The organism is Runella sp. R0.1_18 (assembly GCF_057652155.1).
The window spans coordinates 1-21317 of sequence record NZ_JBYFCK010000016.1; the positions used below are offsets into that span (position 1 = coordinate 1).

Annotated in this window: 7 protein-coding genes and 1 pseudogene; 1 reads left to right on the forward strand and 7 read right to left on the reverse strand. The window is 46.8% G+C overall.

All coding sequences use genetic code 11. The features are described from left to right. Nucleotides 1-181 (forward strand): annotated as a pseudogene (locus AC23P2_RS23055) (hypothetical protein); the annotation flags it as partial. Nucleotides 182-384: 203 nt separating this feature from the next. On the opposite strand, the gene AC23P2_RS23060 reads toward AC23P2_RS23055, so the two are convergent. From AC23P2_RS23060 to AC23P2_RS23090, 7 genes are all read right to left on the reverse strand, one after another. Beyond that, nucleotides 385-849, reverse strand: coding sequence for a transposase (locus tag AC23P2_RS23060; protein WP_487775388.1), 465 nt, complete (start codon nt 847-849; stop codon nt 385-387). 12 nt (nt 850-861) lie between these two features. After that, a complete protein-coding gene (locus AC23P2_RS23065; protein ID WP_487775389.1) occupies nt 862-1353 on the reverse strand; it encodes a helix-turn-helix domain-containing protein in 492 nt (163 codons plus the stop codon). Between the two features lie 19 nt (nt 1354-1372). Further along, complete coding sequence (locus AC23P2_RS23070) at nt 1373-1504, reverse strand: hypothetical protein (RefSeq protein WP_487775469.1); 132 nt, start codon at nt 1502-1504, stop codon at nt 1373-1375. Continuing rightward, on the reverse strand, nt 1485-1673 hold the full coding sequence (locus AC23P2_RS23075; protein ID WP_487775390.1) for a DUF6444 domain-containing protein: 189 nt from the start codon (nt 1671-1673) through the stop codon (nt 1485-1487). The genes AC23P2_RS23070 and AC23P2_RS23075 overlap by 20 nt, the downstream gene beginning before the upstream one ends. A 142-nt stretch (nt 1674-1815) precedes the next feature. Next, nucleotides 1816-17832, reverse strand: a complete 16017-nt coding sequence (locus AC23P2_RS23080; RefSeq protein ID WP_487775391.1) for a BspA family leucine-rich repeat surface protein — start codon at nt 17830-17832, stop codon at nt 1816-1818. 192 nt (nt 17833-18024) lie between these two features. Further along, nucleotides 18025-20826: an ATP-binding protein gene (locus AC23P2_RS23085; RefSeq protein WP_487775392.1), complete on the reverse strand. Its 2802-nt coding sequence runs from the start codon at nt 20824-20826 to the stop codon at nt 18025-18027. A gap of 206 nt (nt 20827-21032) precedes the next feature. Continuing rightward, entirely contained in the window at nt 21033-21287 is a 255-nt protein-coding gene (locus AC23P2_RS23090; RefSeq protein ID WP_487775393.1) for a T9SS type A sorting domain-containing protein, read from the reverse strand. Between the last annotated feature and the right edge of the window lie 30 nt (nt 21288-21317).

Sequence of the window (21317 nt, forward strand, 5' to 3'; positions counted from 1 at the left end):
GCAACAAAGTTTTGTCAACCCTGTCATGCAAAAACAATTGACTAAAAGTTGCAAAGCCTCCTTAACTGCTATTGAAATTGAACGGGAGCGACCACATCCACAGGAAACTGACCGACTTGCTTGTGCCCACATGAGCAACGGTGAGCCACCAATTCGTGCTGGCTTACCCACAAACCAGTAGGTGGCAAATCAAACACCTGACGGCGGGCAACGACTTGTCCCTCACCTTGTAAGGCAAGGCCACAATTGCCACACTGGCTGGCACTATGGATATGATACCAATATTAAATGATTATTGCGTATTGATATATTGAAAATTGGTTAATTTAATCACAGCTTTAGGGTTCTGCCAGTATTTTTTTAGCAGTTCTGCTATTTTTTCTTCTATGAGTTTAATGATTGAAATACTCTTAATTTGAGTTCTTTTCTAAGTTCTTTAAAAAATCTTTCCACAGGGTTTAACTCTGGACATGCTGGCGGTAAAAACACATATTTAATTTCTTCCCTCTGAGTAGCTGCTGTGTGACAAGAAGCCCTATCCATTATCAAAGCGAGTGATTTTGTCGTTTCTTGGCTGGACTTGTTTGTTTTTTGAGCAATATGTTCCAAAAGCGACTTTTGAAAAATATCAAAACACAACACATTCATGTTGGGTAAAAACATGACAAATACATCGCCATCAAAAGGGCAAAGTGCTACAAAAAGAAGGCCAAAATCATAGCCGATTTTAACAGGGCAAACAGGTCTTTCGCCTTGGGGTAACCATCTCTTGCCTACTTCTATTCGGGTTCCATAGCGCAATTCATCTTCAAAATAGCGACTTTCAGGGGCTATTTCTGCTATAAGCATGTTATATTTTTTTTAAAATCTTCTACATCGCCTTCTTTTTGACGAACATTGACAGGACGCCCTGTCTTGAGCCGCGCGGGCGTCCCCGTTGACCTTTAAGCGTTTTAAAAAACTACTTAATCCACCTTGGGTAAATACAACGCCAAAACTATCTTTGAGCCAAATAATGATTTGCTCTTGGGTGAGAGGTGTTGTGCTATTGCGCAAGAAGGATTGCAAAAGACTGATTTGATGATAGCTCAAATGACCAACAGAACTCCCTCGCTTTTCAATCAGTAAAGCGGCCAAACCCTGGGATAGGTAACGCTGCCATAGGTTTTGACTTTGGCGAGGTTTTAAGCCGATTTTTGCCCCACTTGCCACTTGGCTAGAGGCTTCGCCTGTTTTTAAATAACGAATAAAACGTACATAATCGCGAAACCGTGATTGACTTTGCTCACGCTCTAGGGTTTCTAAATCTGGTACGCTTTCCCTAATCAGGGTTGTATAGTCTAATTGTTTCATTCTCAATTATACGCAATTATCATTCAATGTCAGTATGAATCTCGTCAGGATGTTCTACGAATTGAAGGGTTTTGCCTGTATGACCATGCTGACCTCCTGGCTTTTTGCCTGATGATTTTGGAAGCGCTGCTTTAATTACTGGCTTCCGCATCGCTCCGATTGGAATAACCCTCGCTGGAAGGTGGCTTGTGTGAGTTTGAGGAATTCTGGCCAAGTTGACGACGCAAGTCAGCATTTTCCGCTTCTAGCTCCTCGATACGAAGTAGTAAGCGGTTGACTAACGCCTTCAAGTCCGATATTTCCTTAATCAACTCCTCCATAATCTCATCTATGCAAATAGCGTCCCTAAACAGTTACAAAAAAACAGTAGTAACTTGACGATACTACTGTTTAGATATTGTACTTTTAATCGTAAATCCCTATATCGCTATCTCAGGACAACACACTATCCACATCCGCACACTATCTAGCCAATTTACTAATCTTGAAATCTTGCCTATGTTCAGAGGATATAACCCGTAATACATAACTCCCCGCTACATAGCCTTCCATTGAAATATCCTCCACATGGTCAGATTCCAAATCAAATAACGATCGCCGATACAACTCCTCGCCTCCCAATCCAACCAACACCACCATAACCTCTCCATTAATCGACTGGTTGAAACGTAACGACAAAATACTACCCACTGGATTACCCAAGATACTCACCCAAGAGTCAATAGATGAATCAACAGATATCCCAAACAAATCATCTACCCCAACTCGGAGACCACACGGAAAATTCGTCACCAATACCCCATTCTGCATCGTCAAAACACAACCTGAAGATGAGGTGCCTTCTACCGTGTATGTCCCCGTTTCAAGCGTCGAACCAAAACTCAACTTCTCTCCTGTCCCTGATAATACATTGCTACCATATAACCCTCCATTGCGCTTCAACTGGTAATTAACACCTACTTGGGAACTGGATAACCCCAAAGAAACACTTCCGCTTCCACACAAACTACCCCCACCCGTCACTTGAAACTTGCTCGGCTTGCTAACATTGTAGTAAACCACTTCCCCACTCGACTCTGTAATACATCCACTCGTCTTATCCTTGGCTATCACACGATAAGTGCCTCCAAAACTCGGAATACCAAAACTTAGAACTCCTCCATTCCCATTCACTTGCTGGCTAGTCCCCAACGAATTGTAGTACAACTGGTACAAGGTGTTCAATTCTGAACCAGAGGTTAAAATAGCAGAAACGTTATTACAGCCCAGATAGCCTCCCCCTGTGATACCAAATGGCGCTGCGGAGGGCTTGGCAACAATCGATGGTGCTGCTACTTTAACACTCTCACAACCAAGTGAACTTACACAACTCACCCAGTAACTAGGCATCTCGCGCGTAATGGTTATGGTAGAGCTTGGAAGGGCAGAATTAGGTGAATCTGATGAATACCACCGTACGGTATGAGCTCCACAATGAGCGGAGAGTGTCACGGTTTCACCTGGACAACCCGTCGTTTTACTCACAGTTATTTGTTGGGGGGGAACAGGAGGCACACCAATCGTTAACTCAATCGGTGAAGTATAAGTACTCATGCAATTGGCATCACAAGCCGCTTGGTAGCGGTGGGCTTGGTTATTGGATAATTGGGAAACTGGGGCATTGGGCAACCAAGTACTCCATGCGCCACTGCCCACCTGCACCCGCCAGACGGGAGAACCAGAAACACACGAACCCAGAACATTAAACTGTAAACTGTTAACTGGATTCGCATCCGTGTCGCAGAGAACTGGGTTGTTGCCTTCGTTGAGCGTTTGTTGGAGGGTAGTTAGTGTAATCGTTGGTTTGTTTTGAACGGCCACACTCGCCGTTGCTGTCACCTGCGAACAACCTCCCGAAGCAAGAATTGTGTACGTCACTGTATATGTCCCTGCCGTAGAAGCACTTGGATTAATCGTTCCTGTATTTGCATCAATACTCAAACCCGATGTTGAGCTGAATGCGCCACCGCTGTTACCAGTTAATGTTACCGCTGCACTCGTCACACTTTTACAATAAGGCGTTCCACCGTAACTTATTGTGGCACTTGGAACATCTGTAATGACCACACTCGCCGTCGCTGTCACCTGCGAACAACCTCCCGAAGCAAGAATTGTGTACGTCACCGTGTATGTCCCTGCTGTAGAGGCACTTGGATTGATTGCCCCCGTCGCCCCGTCAAGGGTCAAGCCCGCCGTCGAACTGAATGTGCCCCCGCTGCTGCCAGTTAATGTTACCACTGCCGATGTTACACTTTTGCAGTAAGGCGTTCCACCGTAACTTATTGTGGCACTTGGAACGTCTGTAATGACCACACTCGCCGTCGTTGTCACCTGCGAACAACCTCCCGAAGCAAGAATTGTGTACGTCACCGTGTATGTTCCTGCTGTAGAGGTACTTGGATTGATTGCCCCCGTCGCCCCGTCAAGGGTCAAGCCCGAAGTGGAACTAAATGTTCCCCCGCTGCTGCCCGTCAATGTCACAACTCCACTGGTTACACTTTTGCAAAAAGGTGTTCCACCGTAGCTTATTGTGGCACTTGGAACGTCTGTAATGACCACACTCGCCGTCGCTGTCACCTGCGAACAACCTCCCGAAGCAAGAATTGTGTACGTCACCGTGTATGTTCCTGCTGTAGAGGTACTTGGATTGATTGCCCCCGTCGCCCCGTCAAGGGTCAAGCCCGAAGTGGAACTAAATGTTCCCCCGCTGCTGCCAGTTAATGTTACCACTGCCGATGTCACACTTTTGCAGTAAGGCGTTCCGCCGTAGCTTATTGTGGCACTTGGAACGTCTGTAATGACCACACTCGCCGTCGCTGTCACCTGCGAACAACCTCCTGAAGCAAGAATTGTGTACGTCACTGTATATGTCCCTGCCGTAGAAGCACTTGGATTAATCGTTCCTGTATTGGTATCAATACTCAAACCTGCCGTCGAACTGAATGCGCCGCCGCTGCTACCTGTTAATGTTACAACTCCGCTGGTTAAACTTTTGCAGTAAGGCGTTCCACCGTAACTTATTGTGGCACTTGGAACGTCTGTAATGACCACACTCGCCGTCGCTGTCACTTGCGAACAGCCTCCCGAAGCAAGAATTGTGTACGTCACCGTGTATGTTCCTGCTGTAGATGTACTTGGATTGATTGCCCCCGTCGCCCCGTCAAGGGTCAAGCCCGAAGTGGAACTAAATGTTCCCCCGCTGCTGCCCGTCAATGTCACAACTCCACTGGTTACACTTTTGCAGTAAGGTGTTCCACCGTAGCTTATTGTGGCACTTGGAACGTCTGTAATGACCACACTCGCCGTCGCTGTCACCTGCGAACAACCTCCCGAAGCAAGAATTGTGTACGTCACCGTGTATGTCCCTGCTGTAGAAGCACTTGGATTGATTGCCCCCGTCGCCCCGTCAAGGGTCAAGCCCGAAGTGGAACTAAATGTTCCCCCGCTGCTGCCCGTCAATGTCACAACTCCACTGGTTACACTTTTGCAGTAAGGCGTTCCACCGTAACTTATTGTGGCACTTGGAACGTCTGTAATGACCACACTCGCCGTCGTTGTCACCTGCGAACAGCCTCCCGAAGCAAGAATTGTGTACGTCACCGTGTATGTCCCTGCTGTAGAGGCACTTGGATTGATTGCCCCCGTCGCCCCGTCAAGGGTCAAGCCCGAAGTGGAACTAAATGTTCCCCCGCTGTTGCCCGTCAATGTCACAACTCCACTGGTTACACTTTTGCAGTAAGGCGTTCCACCGTAACTTATTGTGGCACTTGGAACGTCTGTAATGACCACACTCGCCGTCGTTGTCACCTGCGAACAGCCCCCCGAAGCAAGAATTGTGTACGTCACTGTATATGTCCCTGCCGTAGAAGCACTTGGATTAATCGTTCCTGTATTTGCATCAATACTCAAACCCGATGTTGAGCTGAATGCGCCACCGCTGTTACCAGTTAATGTTACCGCTGCACTCGTCACACTTTTACAATAAGGTGTTCCACCGTAGCTTATTGTGGCACTTGGAACGTCTGTAATGACCACACTCGCCGTCGCTGTCACCTGCGAACAACCTCCCGAAGCAAGAATTGTGTACGTCACCGTGTATGTTCCTGCTGTAGAGGTACTTGGATTGATTGCCCCCGTCGCCCCGTCAAGGGTCAAGCCCGAAGTGGAACTAAATGTTCCCCCGCTGCTGCCCGTCAATGTCACAACTCCACTGGTTACACTTTTGCAAAAAGGTGTTCCACCGTAGCTTATTGTGGCACTTGGAACGTCTGTAATGACCACACTCGCCGTCGCTGTCACTTGCGAACAGCCTCCCGAAGCAAGAATTGTGTACGTCACTGTATATGTCCCTGCTGTAGAAGCACTTGGATTAATCGTTCCTGTATTTGCATCAATACTCAAACCTGCCGTCGAACTGAATGCGCCACCGCTGTTACCAGTTAATGTTACCGCTGCACTCGTCACACTTTTACAATAAGGCGTTCCACCGTAGCTTATTGTGGCACTTGGAACGTCTGTAATGACCACACTCGCCGTCGCTGTCACCTGCGAACAGCCTCCCGAAGCAAGAATTGTGTACGTCACCGTGTATGTTCCTGCTGTAGAGGTACTTGGATTGATTGCCCCCGTCGCCCCGTCAAGGGTCAAGCCCGAAGTGGAACTAAATGTTCCCCCGCTGCTGCCCGTCAATGTCACAACTCCACTGGTTACACTTTTGCAAAAAGGTGTTCCACCGTAACTTATTGTGGCACTTGGAACGTCTGTAATGACCACACTCGCCGTCGTTGTCACCTGCGAACAACCTCCCGAAGCAAGAATTGTGTACGTCACCGTGTATGTTCCTGCTGTAGAGGTACTTGGATTGATTGCCCCCGTCGCCCCGTCAAGGGTCAAGCCCGAAGTGGAACTAAATGTTCCCCCGCTGCTGCCCGTCAATGTCACAACTCCACTGGTTACACTTTTGCAAAAAGGTGTTCCACCGTAGCTTATTGTGGCACTTGGAACGTCTGTAATGACCACACTCGCCGTCGCTGTCACCTGCGAACAGCCTCCCGAAGCAAGAATTGTGTACGTCACCGTGTATGTCCCTGCTGTAGAGGTACTTGGATTGATTGCCCCCGTCGCCCCGTCAAGGGTCAAGCCCGAAGTGGAACTAAATGTTCCCCCGCTGCTGCCCGTCAATGTCACAACTCCACTGGTTACACTTTTGCAGTAAGGTGTTCCACCGTAGCTTATTGTGGCACTTGGAACGTCTGTAATGACCACACTCGCCGTCGCTGTCACCTGCGAACAGCCTCCCGAAGCAAGAATTGTGTACGTCACCGTGTATGTCCCTGCTGTAGAGGTACTTGGATTGATTGCCCCCGTCGCCCCGTCAAGGGTCAAGCCCGAAGTGGAACTAAATGTTCCCCCGCTGCTGCCCGTCAATGTCACAACTCCACTGGTTACACTTTTGCAAAAAGGACTGCCTGAATAATTGATTGTCGCACTTGGTGTATCCGTAATTGTCACATTCGCTGTCGCACTCACTGCCGCGCAACCGCCAGATGCCCCAAGCGAATACGTCACCGTGTAAGTACCCGCTGTAGAGGTACTTGGATTGATGGCGCCCGTCGTCCCATCAATACTCAAACCTGACGTTGAGCTAAATGTTCCGCCGCCGCTACCAATTAATGTTACAACTCCGCTGGTTAAACTTTTACAATAAGGACTGCCTCCATAACTGATATTGGCCGTTGGAGAAGCATTTACTGTCACACTGCCTGTTATTATATTCGACGTGCAGCCTCCCGCATTACTCACTGTTAATGTATAGTTGATCAAATTGCCCGAAGCAGGATCACTTAAATTAACAACGATTGGTGTAGCAGGCAAAAGTACATTACTCTCCCCAGTAATGCCTACACCCGAAATAGAATAGGTTGTTGGAGAGCCTGTTGTCGCAGTGTAAGGTATAGTGAATGAATTACTACCTGCACAAATGGCTGGACTTGGGCCAGTGGTTATCGTCGGCAGTGCCCCAAGCGTCTGACTGACAGAGGCTACGTAAGAACAACTGTTGGTGGCATCGCTTACTGAAAAATAATTGACGTATGTCCCTGGAAAACTACGCGTACTACTAAAGCTGTTTGACGCCAGTTGATACGTCCCTGCCGAGGTCGTTAAGCCTACCTCTTCGTACCACGTAGTCCCAATGGCCAATGTATTACTAGACCCTATTTGCAGCGCTGGACTACATACTGAAATGGGAGCAGCGATGATGCCGTTGTTGACTACGTTGGGTATGGCATTCCCGACGGGGTATTCTATGACACCATTATTTACTAAACCCGAAGTAGAATTTGTATGCGCACTTGCGGTAGTTACCCTAAAATAGCCCGAATTAGTAAAAGAATTAGTCCCCGTGTTATTAATCGGTGAGGTCATAATGAGCGTAGCACAAGCCCGATTCGTAAACGTCCCTTGACTCCTTATGCCCACAAGTGTTCCGCCTGTGTTGGTTCCAATACTTACTTTACCCGCATTGACAAAAGTAGCATAGTTGAAAATACCGTTGAAACTTGTTCGGTCAATACTTAGTTCGCCCCCCTGATTGTTGTTGAAAGTACCCGAGTTCAGAATCCCCGTAGAACCTGCACTACCTGTGCCCCCTATCGTAATTTTAGCGGTGTTGGTAAAAGTACCACCACTGACATTGATTGCGTATTGAACAACACCATTGATGATAATTTCCCCACTTCCGTTGTTTGAAAAAGTAGCAGCAATCGACGGAGTGAAATCAAGCCCTCTGTTACCTACATCACTCAGAATAATTTTGCCACTATTGGTAAAATCGCCAGCGCTACTCAACGCCGTTTGGCTAGTTTGGCTAATGTTGATTTCCCCACCCGCAAGATTGGTAAACGTACCTGCACTCACCAAGCCAGTCACCCCACCCGTTGCGTTGGCTCCGATGATGATTTTGCCCGAATTGGTAAAAGTATTCACGACTACGTTGTTAATCCCAGCGGCGGTGAAACGGTCGATGCGAAGCTCCCCTGCGTTGGTAAATGTTCCGTAGTTGCTTAGCCCTACGCTGCCAACGCTGGAAGAATTACCAAGTACGAGCAAACCGTTGTTAACCATTGTCCCTCCTCGGACAATCAACGCTGAAGTAAGAGGGCCTGATTCAACTTTTGAGCCGTTGATGGTCAAACTCCCTGACGCATCCAGCGTCAGCCTTGCACTAGACAGCACCTCCACCGACTTGGCAACCGCCAACGTCCCTGCCATAATCTCGGGTTTGTTGGTGGTGTTTGGAATCACCACGTCGTCATTCACCGTTGGCACTGTGCCATCTTGCCAGTTGCCCGCCGTCGCCCAATCGGTTGAAACGCAGCCCGTCCATGTATCGGTAGTCGTTGAAGTAGTAAAAGGAGAAGTGAGCACCACTGGATTGCTCCCGTACGTAGCTTCACAACTGGAAGAAGCTTGAAGACGCGCTTTTAGTTGATAATTAGCCGCTGATAGGTTGTTGAAGGTAGCACTACTTTGCCAAGTGCTGCCGTTGTTAATGCTGTATTCCAGCGAACCACTCGCTGTCGCATTGACCACAATCGTCCCTGCCGTACTACAACTAGGCTGCGTGACCGTGGGAGCAGTCAATGTGATGGGATTCGCCACGTTTTGAATTGTACCCGTGCCATCAAGGGTCGTGCCACTATTGCTAAAACGTACATTTCGGCCATTGGTGATTAAATTACTCAGGCGAAGGAGCAGCGTTTCTGCGGATTCCGTCTTACAATCACCGTTGATGGTCACATCGACTTGTTTGCTCGTTTGGCCCGCCGTAAAAGTAAGTGTCCCCGAGTTAGACTGATAGTCACCGTCGGCGGTAGTTGCTGTATTATCAACCGTCGCATAATTGAGGGAAACATCAGCATCCGAGGCGGTATTCATCGTTATATTGAAGCTCATGGTCACCGTTCCTGTTGTGCTTTCGACAACAGTAGGGTTATTGATAGAAACCACGATGGGACCATTAACCGTTATCACCACATCATTATTGTCCGAACCTCCCATATAACTAATGGTCGCCGTCAATCCACTTCCTCTGAAATTAGGAATCGTTGCTCCTTCCAATAAGTCCGTAAATGTTCCTACAATGGCGTCACTACCGTCATTGTCCACAATGGTAAAAGTATTGCCGCTCACTGGTACGTAAGAACCAGTAAAAAGTAAGTCCACCCCCGCTAAGTTAACTTCTCCTGTGACTTTAAGCTGAGTATAAGTACTGCCCGTCCCGTCACCTAAAGTGGTTCCATTGATGGCGATGCTTAAACCACCAGCAAAGGACAACCTACTGGCCGTCACGTCTGTACCATTGAAAGTAGGCTTCACTGCCGCTAACGAAGTACCTGGGTCGAGTAACATCGTACCACCACCCGTATCGAAGCCACCATTGCTGATGAGCACGTCCCCGCTGCTAATGAGTTGTACGTTGGTACTGGCAGGGCGGGTAATCGCAGATGAAACATCAATATTTCCACTATTGGCATGGCCGATGATGAGTGTGCCCGTGGTAATCTGGTCGAGTTCAGTATCACTGAGCCCCAAGGGACCGCCTGTCGTATTGGTCGCCGTACCTAAATTGATAGCGACATTGTTGGTGTATGGCCGCAAGGTGGTGCTCCCCCCTGGTAGTTGGGTACTGACCGTACCTACCAAATTCATACTGTTAGCAATTAATGTAATGTTGCCTCCACTGGTGGCCGTCGTGATGGCGGCTTCAAGATGCTCATGTCTGATACCGCTACTTGAGCCGCTTCCTTCAATACCCGTAATGATGATGCTACCTCCACTTGATGTGATTTGACTACCAGAATCTTGAATGAATACGCCGTTATTACCACTACTAGTACCTGCTCCACCTTGGCCAGTAATAGATACCGTACCACCACCGCCTGCACTAATCTTAGAACCGAATTTAATATAGGCACCAACATTGGCGTCACTCGCTGCCGTCCCTCCTCCTACTGCGTTTATCGTTACATTGCCACCAGTAGAACTTATTAAACTACCCGCAGCTTCTATATAAAGACCGTGGTTAGCTCCACTTGTCGCGTCTGTACTCCCATTGGCTTGTATCATTACATGACCGCTACCGCCTGCCAATACCTGAGCACCACCATGGATACTGATTCCCCTATTGTTAGATGATGTGCCTGTGCCTCGACCTTGTGCCGTAATGTCAATATTACCATTGTTACTGATTATGCTTCCTCCAGTAAGATATATCCCAAAATTACCAATACCACTTGTATTTGCCCCAACACCGTTTACCGTTACACTACCTGTACCGCCAGCAGAAATTATACCAGTACTGTAAATCCCATAATTGGCTCCGCCTGCTGAGGTTCCTCCGCCACCTTGCCCAGTTATGCTGATTGCTCCACCTGAGGAGTTAATCTGTGCGGTACTCGAACCCACATATATCCCGTAATTATTACCACCTGCGGTATTTCCTCCCGTGCCATTTACAGTTAGGGTTCCCGTGCCACCAGACGTGATTTTAGCAGAACTTTGAAGATAAACCCCAAAGTTAGACGCAGAACTACCTGAACCGCCCCCTTGACCAGTAACGATTACATTACCACCGCCAGAGGTAATTTGCGTATTGGCTCCAGTGAGATAAACACCATAATTGTCGTTTCCAGTCGTTGTCCCTCCCGTACCTTGTACCGTTACCGAACCACTGCCACCTGCCGTAATCGTACCGCCTGACTCTTGCCAAATGCCATAATTAGCTACGCTGTTACCAGTACCACCCCCTGTTCCAGTTACGCTCACATTTCCTCCCGAGGAAGTAATCGTACTTGTGTTACTCATCACATGTACACCTACATTACTACTAATAACACGACCACCTGTACCCGTCACGCTTACATTCCCGCTGCCGCCCGCAGTGATTACACCACCTGGACCTACTGTTACCCCTCGACTTAGAGTACCCGTACCAGTGTTATTATTTGTACCGATGACAACAACATGGCTTCCCAGAGAATTAATACGTGCATTTGTCCCCGCGACATATACACCACTACTGCCACCGATTAATGTAAAGCCTACCGTACCTTCGATGGTAGCTGTACCACTGGTACCGCCACTGATCAATCCTCCGTTTCTGACATATACGCCATATACGGTTAATAACGGGTGGTTCTCACTTTTGCCCTTGATACTGAGTACACCAGTGCCATTGACTCGCAGTGTTGCCCCATCGACCAATACACCATAAAAAATACCACCAGTACTAGTACTAGCCGTGGCTTGCTGGTTGGCCTCTACAATCAGGTTACCGTTACTGGTTTCAAGTGAAGAGCTGTTGCCAAAACCTACACTTTTGCTTCCTTTCAGTGTAGCCGTACCTGTACCCGACAAAATCAGATTAGCCCCCGAGCTGAACGCCACCGCGTCAGTGCCAGGGATAGCAGTATCGTTTTGTAAATCCACGTCTAGGTTGGCATCAGTAGCAAAAGTAATGTCACCATTAAAGTTCACTTGGTCATCTCCTGCTCCGCCATTGATGGTCAAACTGGGGAGAAGATTAGTAGCGTTGAATCCCCCTATGTTGATAATATCATTCCCTACTTCGGTATTGACTACAATGCTAGAAACCTCTGAAAGTACTACGTCGGCAGACGTGCTGAAAGCCGTTGTTGGGCCGCCATTGAGAGAGAAAGTTCGGGTAGCAGGTACTGTGGCGAAGCGAATATTAGCTCCACTTTCTGAAATGTTCAGCGTTTCGCCATTACCCGACACATCGGTAATAGTAAGGACACCGCCTGCGGTGCTGATGGTATAGTCGGCGGGACAAACGGCGCCACCGTCGATGATACCATCACAGTTGTTGTCGATGCCATCGCAGATTTCGGTAGCGCCTGGCTTAATATCAGCGTTGTTGTCGTTGCAGTCGCCGCTGGTGGCTAATAATTCAGTCGCTAGTTTATATCCTGCTGGGCGCTGGCACTGCGTCAAAGTCGTACCACTCGAATAGCGATCGTTGTCCAAGTCGGCATAATAGGTCGTAGGCGCAACCACCGCAATCTCGACACTGGCCGTTGCAATACAGCGTCTGACGTCTGCGTAATTTACCGAGTAAGTCCTTGTCGTACTCGGATTTACCGTAATACTTTGGGACGTTGAAGCATCATTCCACTGATATAAAATACCGCCATCACTCGCTTTTAAAGTAACAGGGTCGTTTTCACAAATGATACCATCATTGGCCGCTACCCCTGAATTTTCGGTTATTTGAATGCTGACACTGGGGAGTTCGTTAACCGTGATTGTTCGGTTGTTTGTCAAACTACACCCACCCTTAGTCACAGTGACGGTATAAGTAGTCGTTGCGCCTGGACTGACAGTAATGCTGTTTGTCGTTTCTCCATTGCTCCAACTATAAGTCGTACCAGTACCTCCGTCAGGCACACTCAAGGTAACTGACGCCCCTGCACAAATAGTCCCATCATTGACAACAGTACCAGAGTTTTCGACGGTGGTTAAGGTAACGTTTGGAACTGACGGCGCTGCATTGATAACCACATTTGCGGAAGCCAATGAAGTACAGCCTGACGAATTGGTCACTATAAAAGTATAAGTACCTTCAGTTAAGCCCGTTACCGTCGTCGTTGAGTTACTACCCGTGCTCGTGACCGCCCCAGGGTTACGCGTCAACGTCCATGTTCCAATGGCAGGTAAACCACTCAATACCACCGAACCTGTCGATGTTGTGCAAGTTGGCTGCGTAATCGTGCCAACTGTTGGCGGCATAGGAACTGCACTTGCATCACCTGTGATAATCCAGTTTTTTGTCGAGGTTAAACTAGCCCTATTACCTTCCGAATCGCAGTATTTTAAACCTGTTGCCCCCATATTTCTACCCGTTACTCCACTCGCATTGAAGCCCCTGAGCGTGGCATCGTAGTTGGCAACACCCATACCAGAGTTATTCAGGAAAGACCCCAAATTCACATTGGCATTGAGCCTCGTCCCCCAAGCTTCCAAGCTTTGATCGAAATAGCTACAACCACTAAACATATAACTCATACTAGTCACCGATGAGGTGTTGAAGGTGCTTAGGGATTGATTGAAGGAGATACAATCCAAAAACATCAATGCCATATTAGTCACCGATGAAGTATTGAAGTTGCTTAGGGGCTGATTAAAGGAACTACAACCATTAAACATACCACTCATATTGGTCACAGATGAAGTGCTGAAGTTGCTTAGGGGTTGATTAAAGGAACTACAGCCACTAAACATATCACTCATATTAGTCACCGATGAAGTATTGAAGTTGCTTAGGGGTTGATCAAAGGAACTACAGCCACTAAACATATCACTCATATTAGTCACCGACAAGGTGTTGAAGGTGTTTAAGGGTTGATTAAAGGAACTACAGCCACTAAACATCAATGCCATATTAGTCACCGATGAAGTGTTGAAGCTGCTTAAGGGTTGATCAAAGGAGCTACAATTAGCAAACATAGCACTCATATCAGTCACCGACGAGGTATTGAAGGAGCTTAGGGGTTGGTTAAAGGACTGACAACCACCAAACATAGTGTTCATATTAGTCACCGATGAGGTGTTAAAACTACTTAGGGATTGGTTAAAGGAGCTACAAAGCTGAAACATACCACTCATATCTTTCACCGATGAGGTATTGAAACTTAGGGGCTGATTAAAAGAGCTGCAACTACCAAACATAAAACTCATATCTTTCACCGACGAGGTGTTGAAGGTGCTTAGGGATTGGTTAAAGGAGGTGCAACCCCGAAACATAGCACTCATATCAGTCACCGACGAGGTATTGAAACTTAGGGGCTGATTAAAGTCAGTACAACCGATAAACATAACCTTCATATTGGTTACCGATGACGTGTTGAAGCTTGCGGGAAATGCTTGGTTAAAGGAGATACAAAGCTGAAACATAGCATTCATATCAGTCACCAGCGACGTGTTAAAGCTTTCGGGAAGCGCTTGGTTAAAGGAGCTACAACCGTTAAACATAGCCCTCATATTAGTCACCAACGACGTATTAAAGCTTGCGGGAAGTGCTTGATTAAAGGAGCTACAACCACTAAACATAAAACTCATATCAGTCACCGACGAAGTATTGAAACCCTCAGGAAGTGCTTGATTAAAAGAGCGACATCCACTAAACATAAAACTCATGTTCCTCACCCCCGTCAGATTCGGCACATCAGTGGCCGTTAGGGTCATGTTGGCACAACTAGAAAAAGCGGATTCCATACTTGTCCAAGCTACATCACCCCATTGTTTTATTTCCATCAAGCGCTGACGGTCAGAGCCGCTGCTACCCATTCTTATTTGTTGAAAATTGGTAGGGTCGATGCTCAAATCAATGATGGCATTGACGGGTAAACCCGTAATGGTCAGAGATCCTCCATTAAAAGTCCCCATCCCGCTTGTACCTGCAGGAACGGTCGTCCACGTGTAGCTCACTGGACTAGAAGTAGCAACACCTATGACAAGTTGGTTATTTGTTCCCGAGCCTGACTTTGATAAATCCCAACGGGTGATGAAGGGGCGAGCTACCGCCACATTGTTATAGCTAAACGGCACCACATAACTACAAGCCCCGCCGCTCGGTGTTATTTTGGCATAGAGTGTTTGGGTGCCCAAAGGCAATGAAACATCAGGCACAAACGCATTGGGTGCTGTAAAAGAACCTGCTTCGTTTGTGGCGGCTTGCTCCTTATAAATACCGTTGACAATGCTTGCACCACTACCATTATACGTACCTCCGTAAGTAAAAATAGGAACAGAATTATTGACAATGATTGAGCTGTTTTGGTTGCTGGTCACTGTACCAGTCAATGAACCGTATTTCAGTACTCCCTCGTTATTAAAAGTGCCGCTATTTTCAAGCGTAGATGTTACTTGAATCAGTCCTGCATTCGTGATGGTTCCGTAGCTTTTATTTTGAAACGTACCCGACATCGCCATAAATGTAGCACAAGCAGTATTGTTCACAATACCCATATTTTCTAGTGCATACGTTATCCCTGTCCCAGTGACTACCTTAGCGTTGTTGGTAAATGTACCACTAAAATTATAGACTCCATCGGTAGTTACGTTATCAATTCGGATATCTCCGCCAGCATTGTTATTGAACGTTGATTGATTTATTATTCCATAAATACCTGCACTAGCAGTAGCTCCAATGTCAATAACCGTGGCATTGGTAAACGTACATCCCAATCCATTCAATACACCCGCCGTGGTTGAACCACTTATCTTGATCTCCCCCCCTGTATTGTTATTAAAAGTAGCAAGTTGTTGGTTTTCTATTCCAAATCCTCCTACGCTGGCGGTTGCTCCAATGTTAATTTTCCCCGTGTTGAAGAATGAAGCTTGATTGTTATTTATACCCTTGCTGGTGCAATTGTCGATACTAATTTCACCACCGCTGTCATTGGTAAAAGTACCCACGTTCCATAAGCCAAATTCCCTCGCTGTAGGTGTTGACCCAATGATTAACCTACCCGAATTGGTCACGGTCCCTTGATTTAACAAACTAGATGTATTGGTTGTGGATAAAAATCCATTGACAGTCAACGTTGCTGTAGCTCCAATAGTAAGGAAAGCCCCAGATTGTACGTTAACTGAGTAAGCCAGCGCCGCCGTACCTGCTGCAATACTAGGCGCATTACTCACATTAGGGATAATGACAGGCGAAGTAGCATCTGGCACCCACGCAGGACTCCAATTACAGGCTTTGCCCCAATCGGTATCTATTGCGCCTGTCCATGTGATATTGACAGGGCCTGGAGAGGTTGCCAATGGTGTGATGACTGTTACATCGACATTGCTACTTGCCACGCTCGTGCAACCTCCAACTGTACATTTTGCATAAAATGATTTACTACTTGATACCGTAGGCGTGCTAGTGACCGCTGAATTGTCCGAAGCATCAAACCATGAAAGTGTCCCTCCCGAACAGCCTGATGCACTCAAGGTTACCGTTCCAGTCGTACAAATAACCGATGGCGCAACTGATGGACTCGTGGGGCTCGATGGAGAACTAGGCGCTGCATTGATAACCACATTTGCTGAAGCCAATGAAGTACAACCTTCCGCATTGGTCACTGTAAATGTATAAGTACCTTCAGTTAAACTCGTTACCGTCGTCGATGTGCCATTACCCGTGCTCGTGACCGACCCTGGGTTACGCGTCAACGTCCATGTTCCACTGGCAGGTAAACCGCTCAACACCACCGAGCCTGTTGCTACCGAACAGCTTGGCTGCGTAATCGTCCCCACCGTTGGCGGCATAGGAACTGCACTTAAATCGCTGCTAATTGTCCAGCTTTTGGCCGAAGTTAAACTAGCCCTATTCCCCTCCGAATCGCAGTATTTTAGCTCCGCAGCTCCCATGTTTCTTCCCGTTACACCACTCGCATTGAAGCCCCTGAGCGTGGCATCATAGTTGGTAATATCCATCCCGCTGTAATCCAGAAAATACACCAAATTCACATTGGCATTGAGCTTCGGCCCCCAGGCTTCCAAGCTTTGATTGAAAGCTATAGCGTCTAAAAACATATAAGTCATATTGGTCACCAACGAGGTGTTGAAGGTGCTTAGGGGTTGGTTAAAGGCCCTACAGTCCTGAAACATCCTACTCATATCAGTTACCAACGAGGTATTGAAGGTGCTTAGGGATTGGTTAAAAGCCCTACTGCTCCGAAACATACCACTCATATTAGTCACTGACGAGGTGATAAAGTTACTCGGTAAAGGCTTATCATAGATGCTACAACCAAAAAACATACCACTCATATTAGTCACTGACGAGGTGTTGAAACTTTCGGGAAGTGCTTGGTTGAAGGAACTACAATTAAAAAACATACTATTCATATCAGTCACTGACGAGGTATTGAAACCATCAGGAAGTGCTTGGTTAAAGGAACTACAACCGCTGAACATATAACTCATGTTCCTCACCCCCGTCAAATTCGGCACATCAGCGGCCGTTAGGGTCATATTACTACACCCAGAAAAAGCCAATTCCATACTCGTCCAAGCCACATCACCCCATTGTCTTATTTCCATCAAGCGCTGGCGGTCAGAGCCGCTGCTACCCATTCTTATTTGTTGAAAATTGGTAGGGTCGATGCTCAAATCAATGATGGCATTGACGGGTAAACCCGTAATGGTCAGAGTTCCTCCATTAAAAGTCCCCATCCCGCTTGTACCTGCAGGAACGGTCGTCCACGTGTAGCTCACAGTACCCGAAGTAGCAGTTCCTATGGTAAGTTGGTTATTTGTTCCCGAGCCTGACTTTGATAAATCCCAACGGGTGATGAAGGGGTTCTGCGCCAAAATTTGTTGGCTCAGAAACAGAAGCACGAAGAGATAGAAGAATTTTTTCATGGTTGATTTTGTAAAGGTTGTGCATGTTTGGAAGTAGGGTTTCCAACTGTCACAAACATACATTGCGCCCACAAAATCACGTCAAATCCGCCTTCTCAATCTTTTGCTCTAATGTTCCAATCTTTTGCTCTAATGTTCCACTCGCTGATTATCAGATGGTTACAACAAGCGATTTTGAGCTATTTTTGGCAATTATTCGGTAGTACGGCCATATTCCGAAGGAGACATTCCAAACTCTTCTTGGAACGATTTGGAGAAATAAGACAAACTTTCAAACCCCACTTGATACGCAATCTCTGAGACCGTGAGGGTATTTTGCTGCACCAATTGGGCTGCCCGTTGCAGGCGTATTTTACGAATAAACTCGGTCGCGGAGGTACCCGTCAGGGCTTTTAATTTGCGGTGTAAATTGGTACGGCTTATGCCCAATGCTTTACATAATCCATCCACGTCAAAGTTACTTTCACTCAAATGGGCATCAATCACCGCCCGAATGCGCTGAATAAACTGATTGTCCAGCTGCTGCGATACCTCATTCCCTACCGCAGATTCGCTCGGTAAAGTTGTCGCGCGTAAGCTAAATTTCTCCCTGAGCAAACTACGTTGCTGGAGCAAATTTTTGACCCGAATCACCAATTCGTCTTTGTTAAAGGGCTTCTGAAGGTACTCATCTGCTCCCAAACCTAGCCCCTCCAGACGGTCGGTTAGGGTGGCTTTGGCCGTCAACAACACCACAGGAATATGGCTCGTCCGTTCGTCGGTTTTTAGGCGCTCACACAGCCCAAACCCATCGAGGCGCGGCATCATCAAATCCGTTATGACCATATCAGGCACGTTCTGTAGGGCGATTTCTAGTCCTTGCTGCCCGTCGTTGGCTTCTATGATTTGGTATTGTGTCTCAAAAATTTTTCGGAGGTAGAGCCGCAAATCTGGGTTGTCTTCCACGATGAGCAACACGGGCTGGTCGTCGGTGGGCGCGAGGATTGGCTCTTGTGCCGCTTCGGTCAACAACAAAGAGATGGATGTATCGGTATGGGTGGTTTCAAAGGTTGCGTCTGCGGCAGTCATGTCGGCGGGCGAAGCTATCAAAGTAAACGCTACGCGAAAAGTGGTTCCTTTATTTACCTCACTTTTTACCGAAATACGTCCTTTAAGAATTTCCACAAGTTCTTTCACCAAAGCCAACCCGATTCCCGTGCCTTCATAGTTTCGATGCGAGGTATCGTCCACCTGATAAAAGCGGTCAAAAATGCGCGGAAGTCGCTGGGCGTCAATCCCAATACCGTTGTCAGCGACCGTCAATATGACGTCTATATCTGTTTCTTTAGGGATATATTCTACTTCTACTTCAATTCTTCCGTTATTGGGCGTAAACTTAAACGCATTGGAAAGTAAATTGGTCGTAATTTTCTCCAGTTTGTCAGCATCAAATTGCGCGTCTAAACTTCGGTGACTTTGGTGGACGTTGAAGTGCAGGTTCTTATTTTGCGCCAACGTTTCAAACGAACCAAATATATACGAAAAGAATTGAAAAATATCCCCTTTTCTAGTTTCTACTTTTAGCTCGCCTGCGTCAAACTTCGACAAGTCTAGCAACTGATTGATCAGCGCCTGAAGTCGATTGACGTTGCGTTGCATCACCTGCACAAGGTCTTCATTGGGAAACTTTTTTCGTAAATCTGCCAGCGGCCCCACCAGCAAAGTAAGTGGCGTCCGAAACTCGTGCGAAATATTGGTAAAAAACCGCGTTTTGAGCGTATCCAACTCCTGCAATTTTTCGGCCTCAAGTTTCTCTGTTAATAGCGCCTTTTCTGTCCGAATCTTGTCCTTTTCAGTAACATCAATAATTTTCCCCAATACCAAAGACAAAGCGACGATTTCGATAAAATTGGTAAAATAAATGAGTGGGTACGTCCACGAAAAATTGATAATTCCCAGGGCCTGAAGGTTTAGAAACAGAAAAGGAACCAACGTAATAAAGCATGGAATCAGCAAATAACGATTAAATTTAATTTGCTTCATCATTGCATACAAAGTCGTTGAAATCAGGAGTGCTTCCGTAAAAAGAAAGAGGTAATTATTAAATTCGAGCAAATGCGTGCGCGGCCACCAAAAAACGGCCAAGACCTGTCCAACACTCAGCACGACAACGCTCAGAAACACCCACCGAAGCTTGGGAAAATGCCGAGGCACTTGCAGCAAAGAATACATAAAGAGCGTGTAAGTAGCGGGCATAAGCTGATAAAAACCCGAATTGAGTACCTTAGCCAACCACGGAATATCGCTAAAATAGGCCCCAATCAAGCCCATAGACCCCAAAACTGACAACGTAACAATGACGGTATGAAAAGCATACCAACGAAATGAAGTATTTCGGATGTACAAGGCCAAAATGATGTTGTAAAGCACCCTTAGCAGCTGGATTCCAATCTCCATCCAAATCGGTGCCAGGCTTGTTGACACCTGATCGATATACACTTGGTGGGTCATCAGCGTGAGTTGCCCCACGATACTTTCATCGGCTTGCAAGCGAACATAATACGTACTGACCTGACTTTTAGGCAATACCCCTAATCGAAAAACGGGCAATTGCCCTTGGTATTTTTTCTGGGCGTGGGGCGTCAACATCCCACCGTATTGAATTTGCACCGTTCCGTCGGGTTGCTGCACGTACAAATCTACGTGGTCTTTGAGCCCGTCGCTCCATACCATATACCAATTATTTTGGTCCAAACGGCTCTGATTATCCACCTGAACCTTAAACCAAAACACATCTTTAGAAAAGGCATACTGAAACGCGGGCGCGCTAACAGGCATAAATTTTTGCTTTTGTACTTCCGCAAAACCCATTTTCTGGGTAGGGTCACGAAACACCTCCGCAAATTGACTCAGGGGCACTGAAGATACACTGTCGCTAATTGTAATTGCCTTTTGCGCAAACAATTGTTGATAACCTATAAATACAAAGCAGGCAACAATCAGCTTAAAGTTCATAAACAGTCAAAATAGGGCAAATAGCGCATTCTAGTAAAATGGAGCTACAAGTAACGACAAAATTTATTTTTAACCTAGGATTGTTTTTGCATACTTTTATTTTTATTCTTCTAAAAAGGTATATTTTTTTATTTATTTACGATAAAGGGTTGCTTGAATGTATCTTACACTCAAGCAACCCTTCATTAAGCCCCGCTAAATTTGGCTTACTGCCCCACCTTCACCACTTTCAAAGTAGTATGTTTTTCTGAAGTAGATACCTTCAAGAAATACATTCCCGCAGGCAATTCACTTACGCCAAACTCTTCTTGGTGCGTGTTGGTTTCAGGCACAAATTGGCGGCGCAACACCTCACGACCTGAGGCATCGGTTAAGGCAGTTTGAACTACTTGCCCTTTGCTATCGGTGACTGCTGTCCTCGCAGCTCCTACACCCACGACACCTTTCGATTGGATTCTCAACCTCTATTCCCCTTGAGTAATCACTATCCA

Excerpts from the sequence above, each read along its gene's own strand:
- AC23P2_RS23080 (WP_487775391.1), bottom strand. The coding sequence starts at position 17,832 with ATGAAAAAATTCTTCTATCTCTTCGTGCTTCTGTTTCTGAGCCAACAA.
- AC23P2_RS23065 (WP_487775389.1), bottom strand. The coding sequence starts at position 1,353 with ATGAAACAATTAGACTATACAACCCTGATTAGGGAAAGCGTACCAGAT.
- AC23P2_RS23070 (WP_487775469.1), bottom strand. The coding sequence starts at position 1,504 with ATGCGGAAGCCAGTAATTAAAGCAGCGCTTCCAAAATCATCAGGCAAA.
- AC23P2_RS23075 (WP_487775390.1), bottom strand. The coding sequence starts at position 1,673 with ATGGAGGAGTTGATTAAGGAAATATCGGACTTGAAGGCGTTAGTCAAC.
- AC23P2_RS23085 (WP_487775392.1), bottom strand. The coding sequence starts at position 20,826 with ATGAACTTTAAGCTGATTGTTGCCTGCTTTGTATTTATAGGTTATCAA.
- AC23P2_RS23060 (WP_487775388.1), bottom strand. The coding sequence starts at position 849 with ATGCTTATAGCAGAAATAGCCCCTGAAAGTCGCTATTTTGAAGATGAA.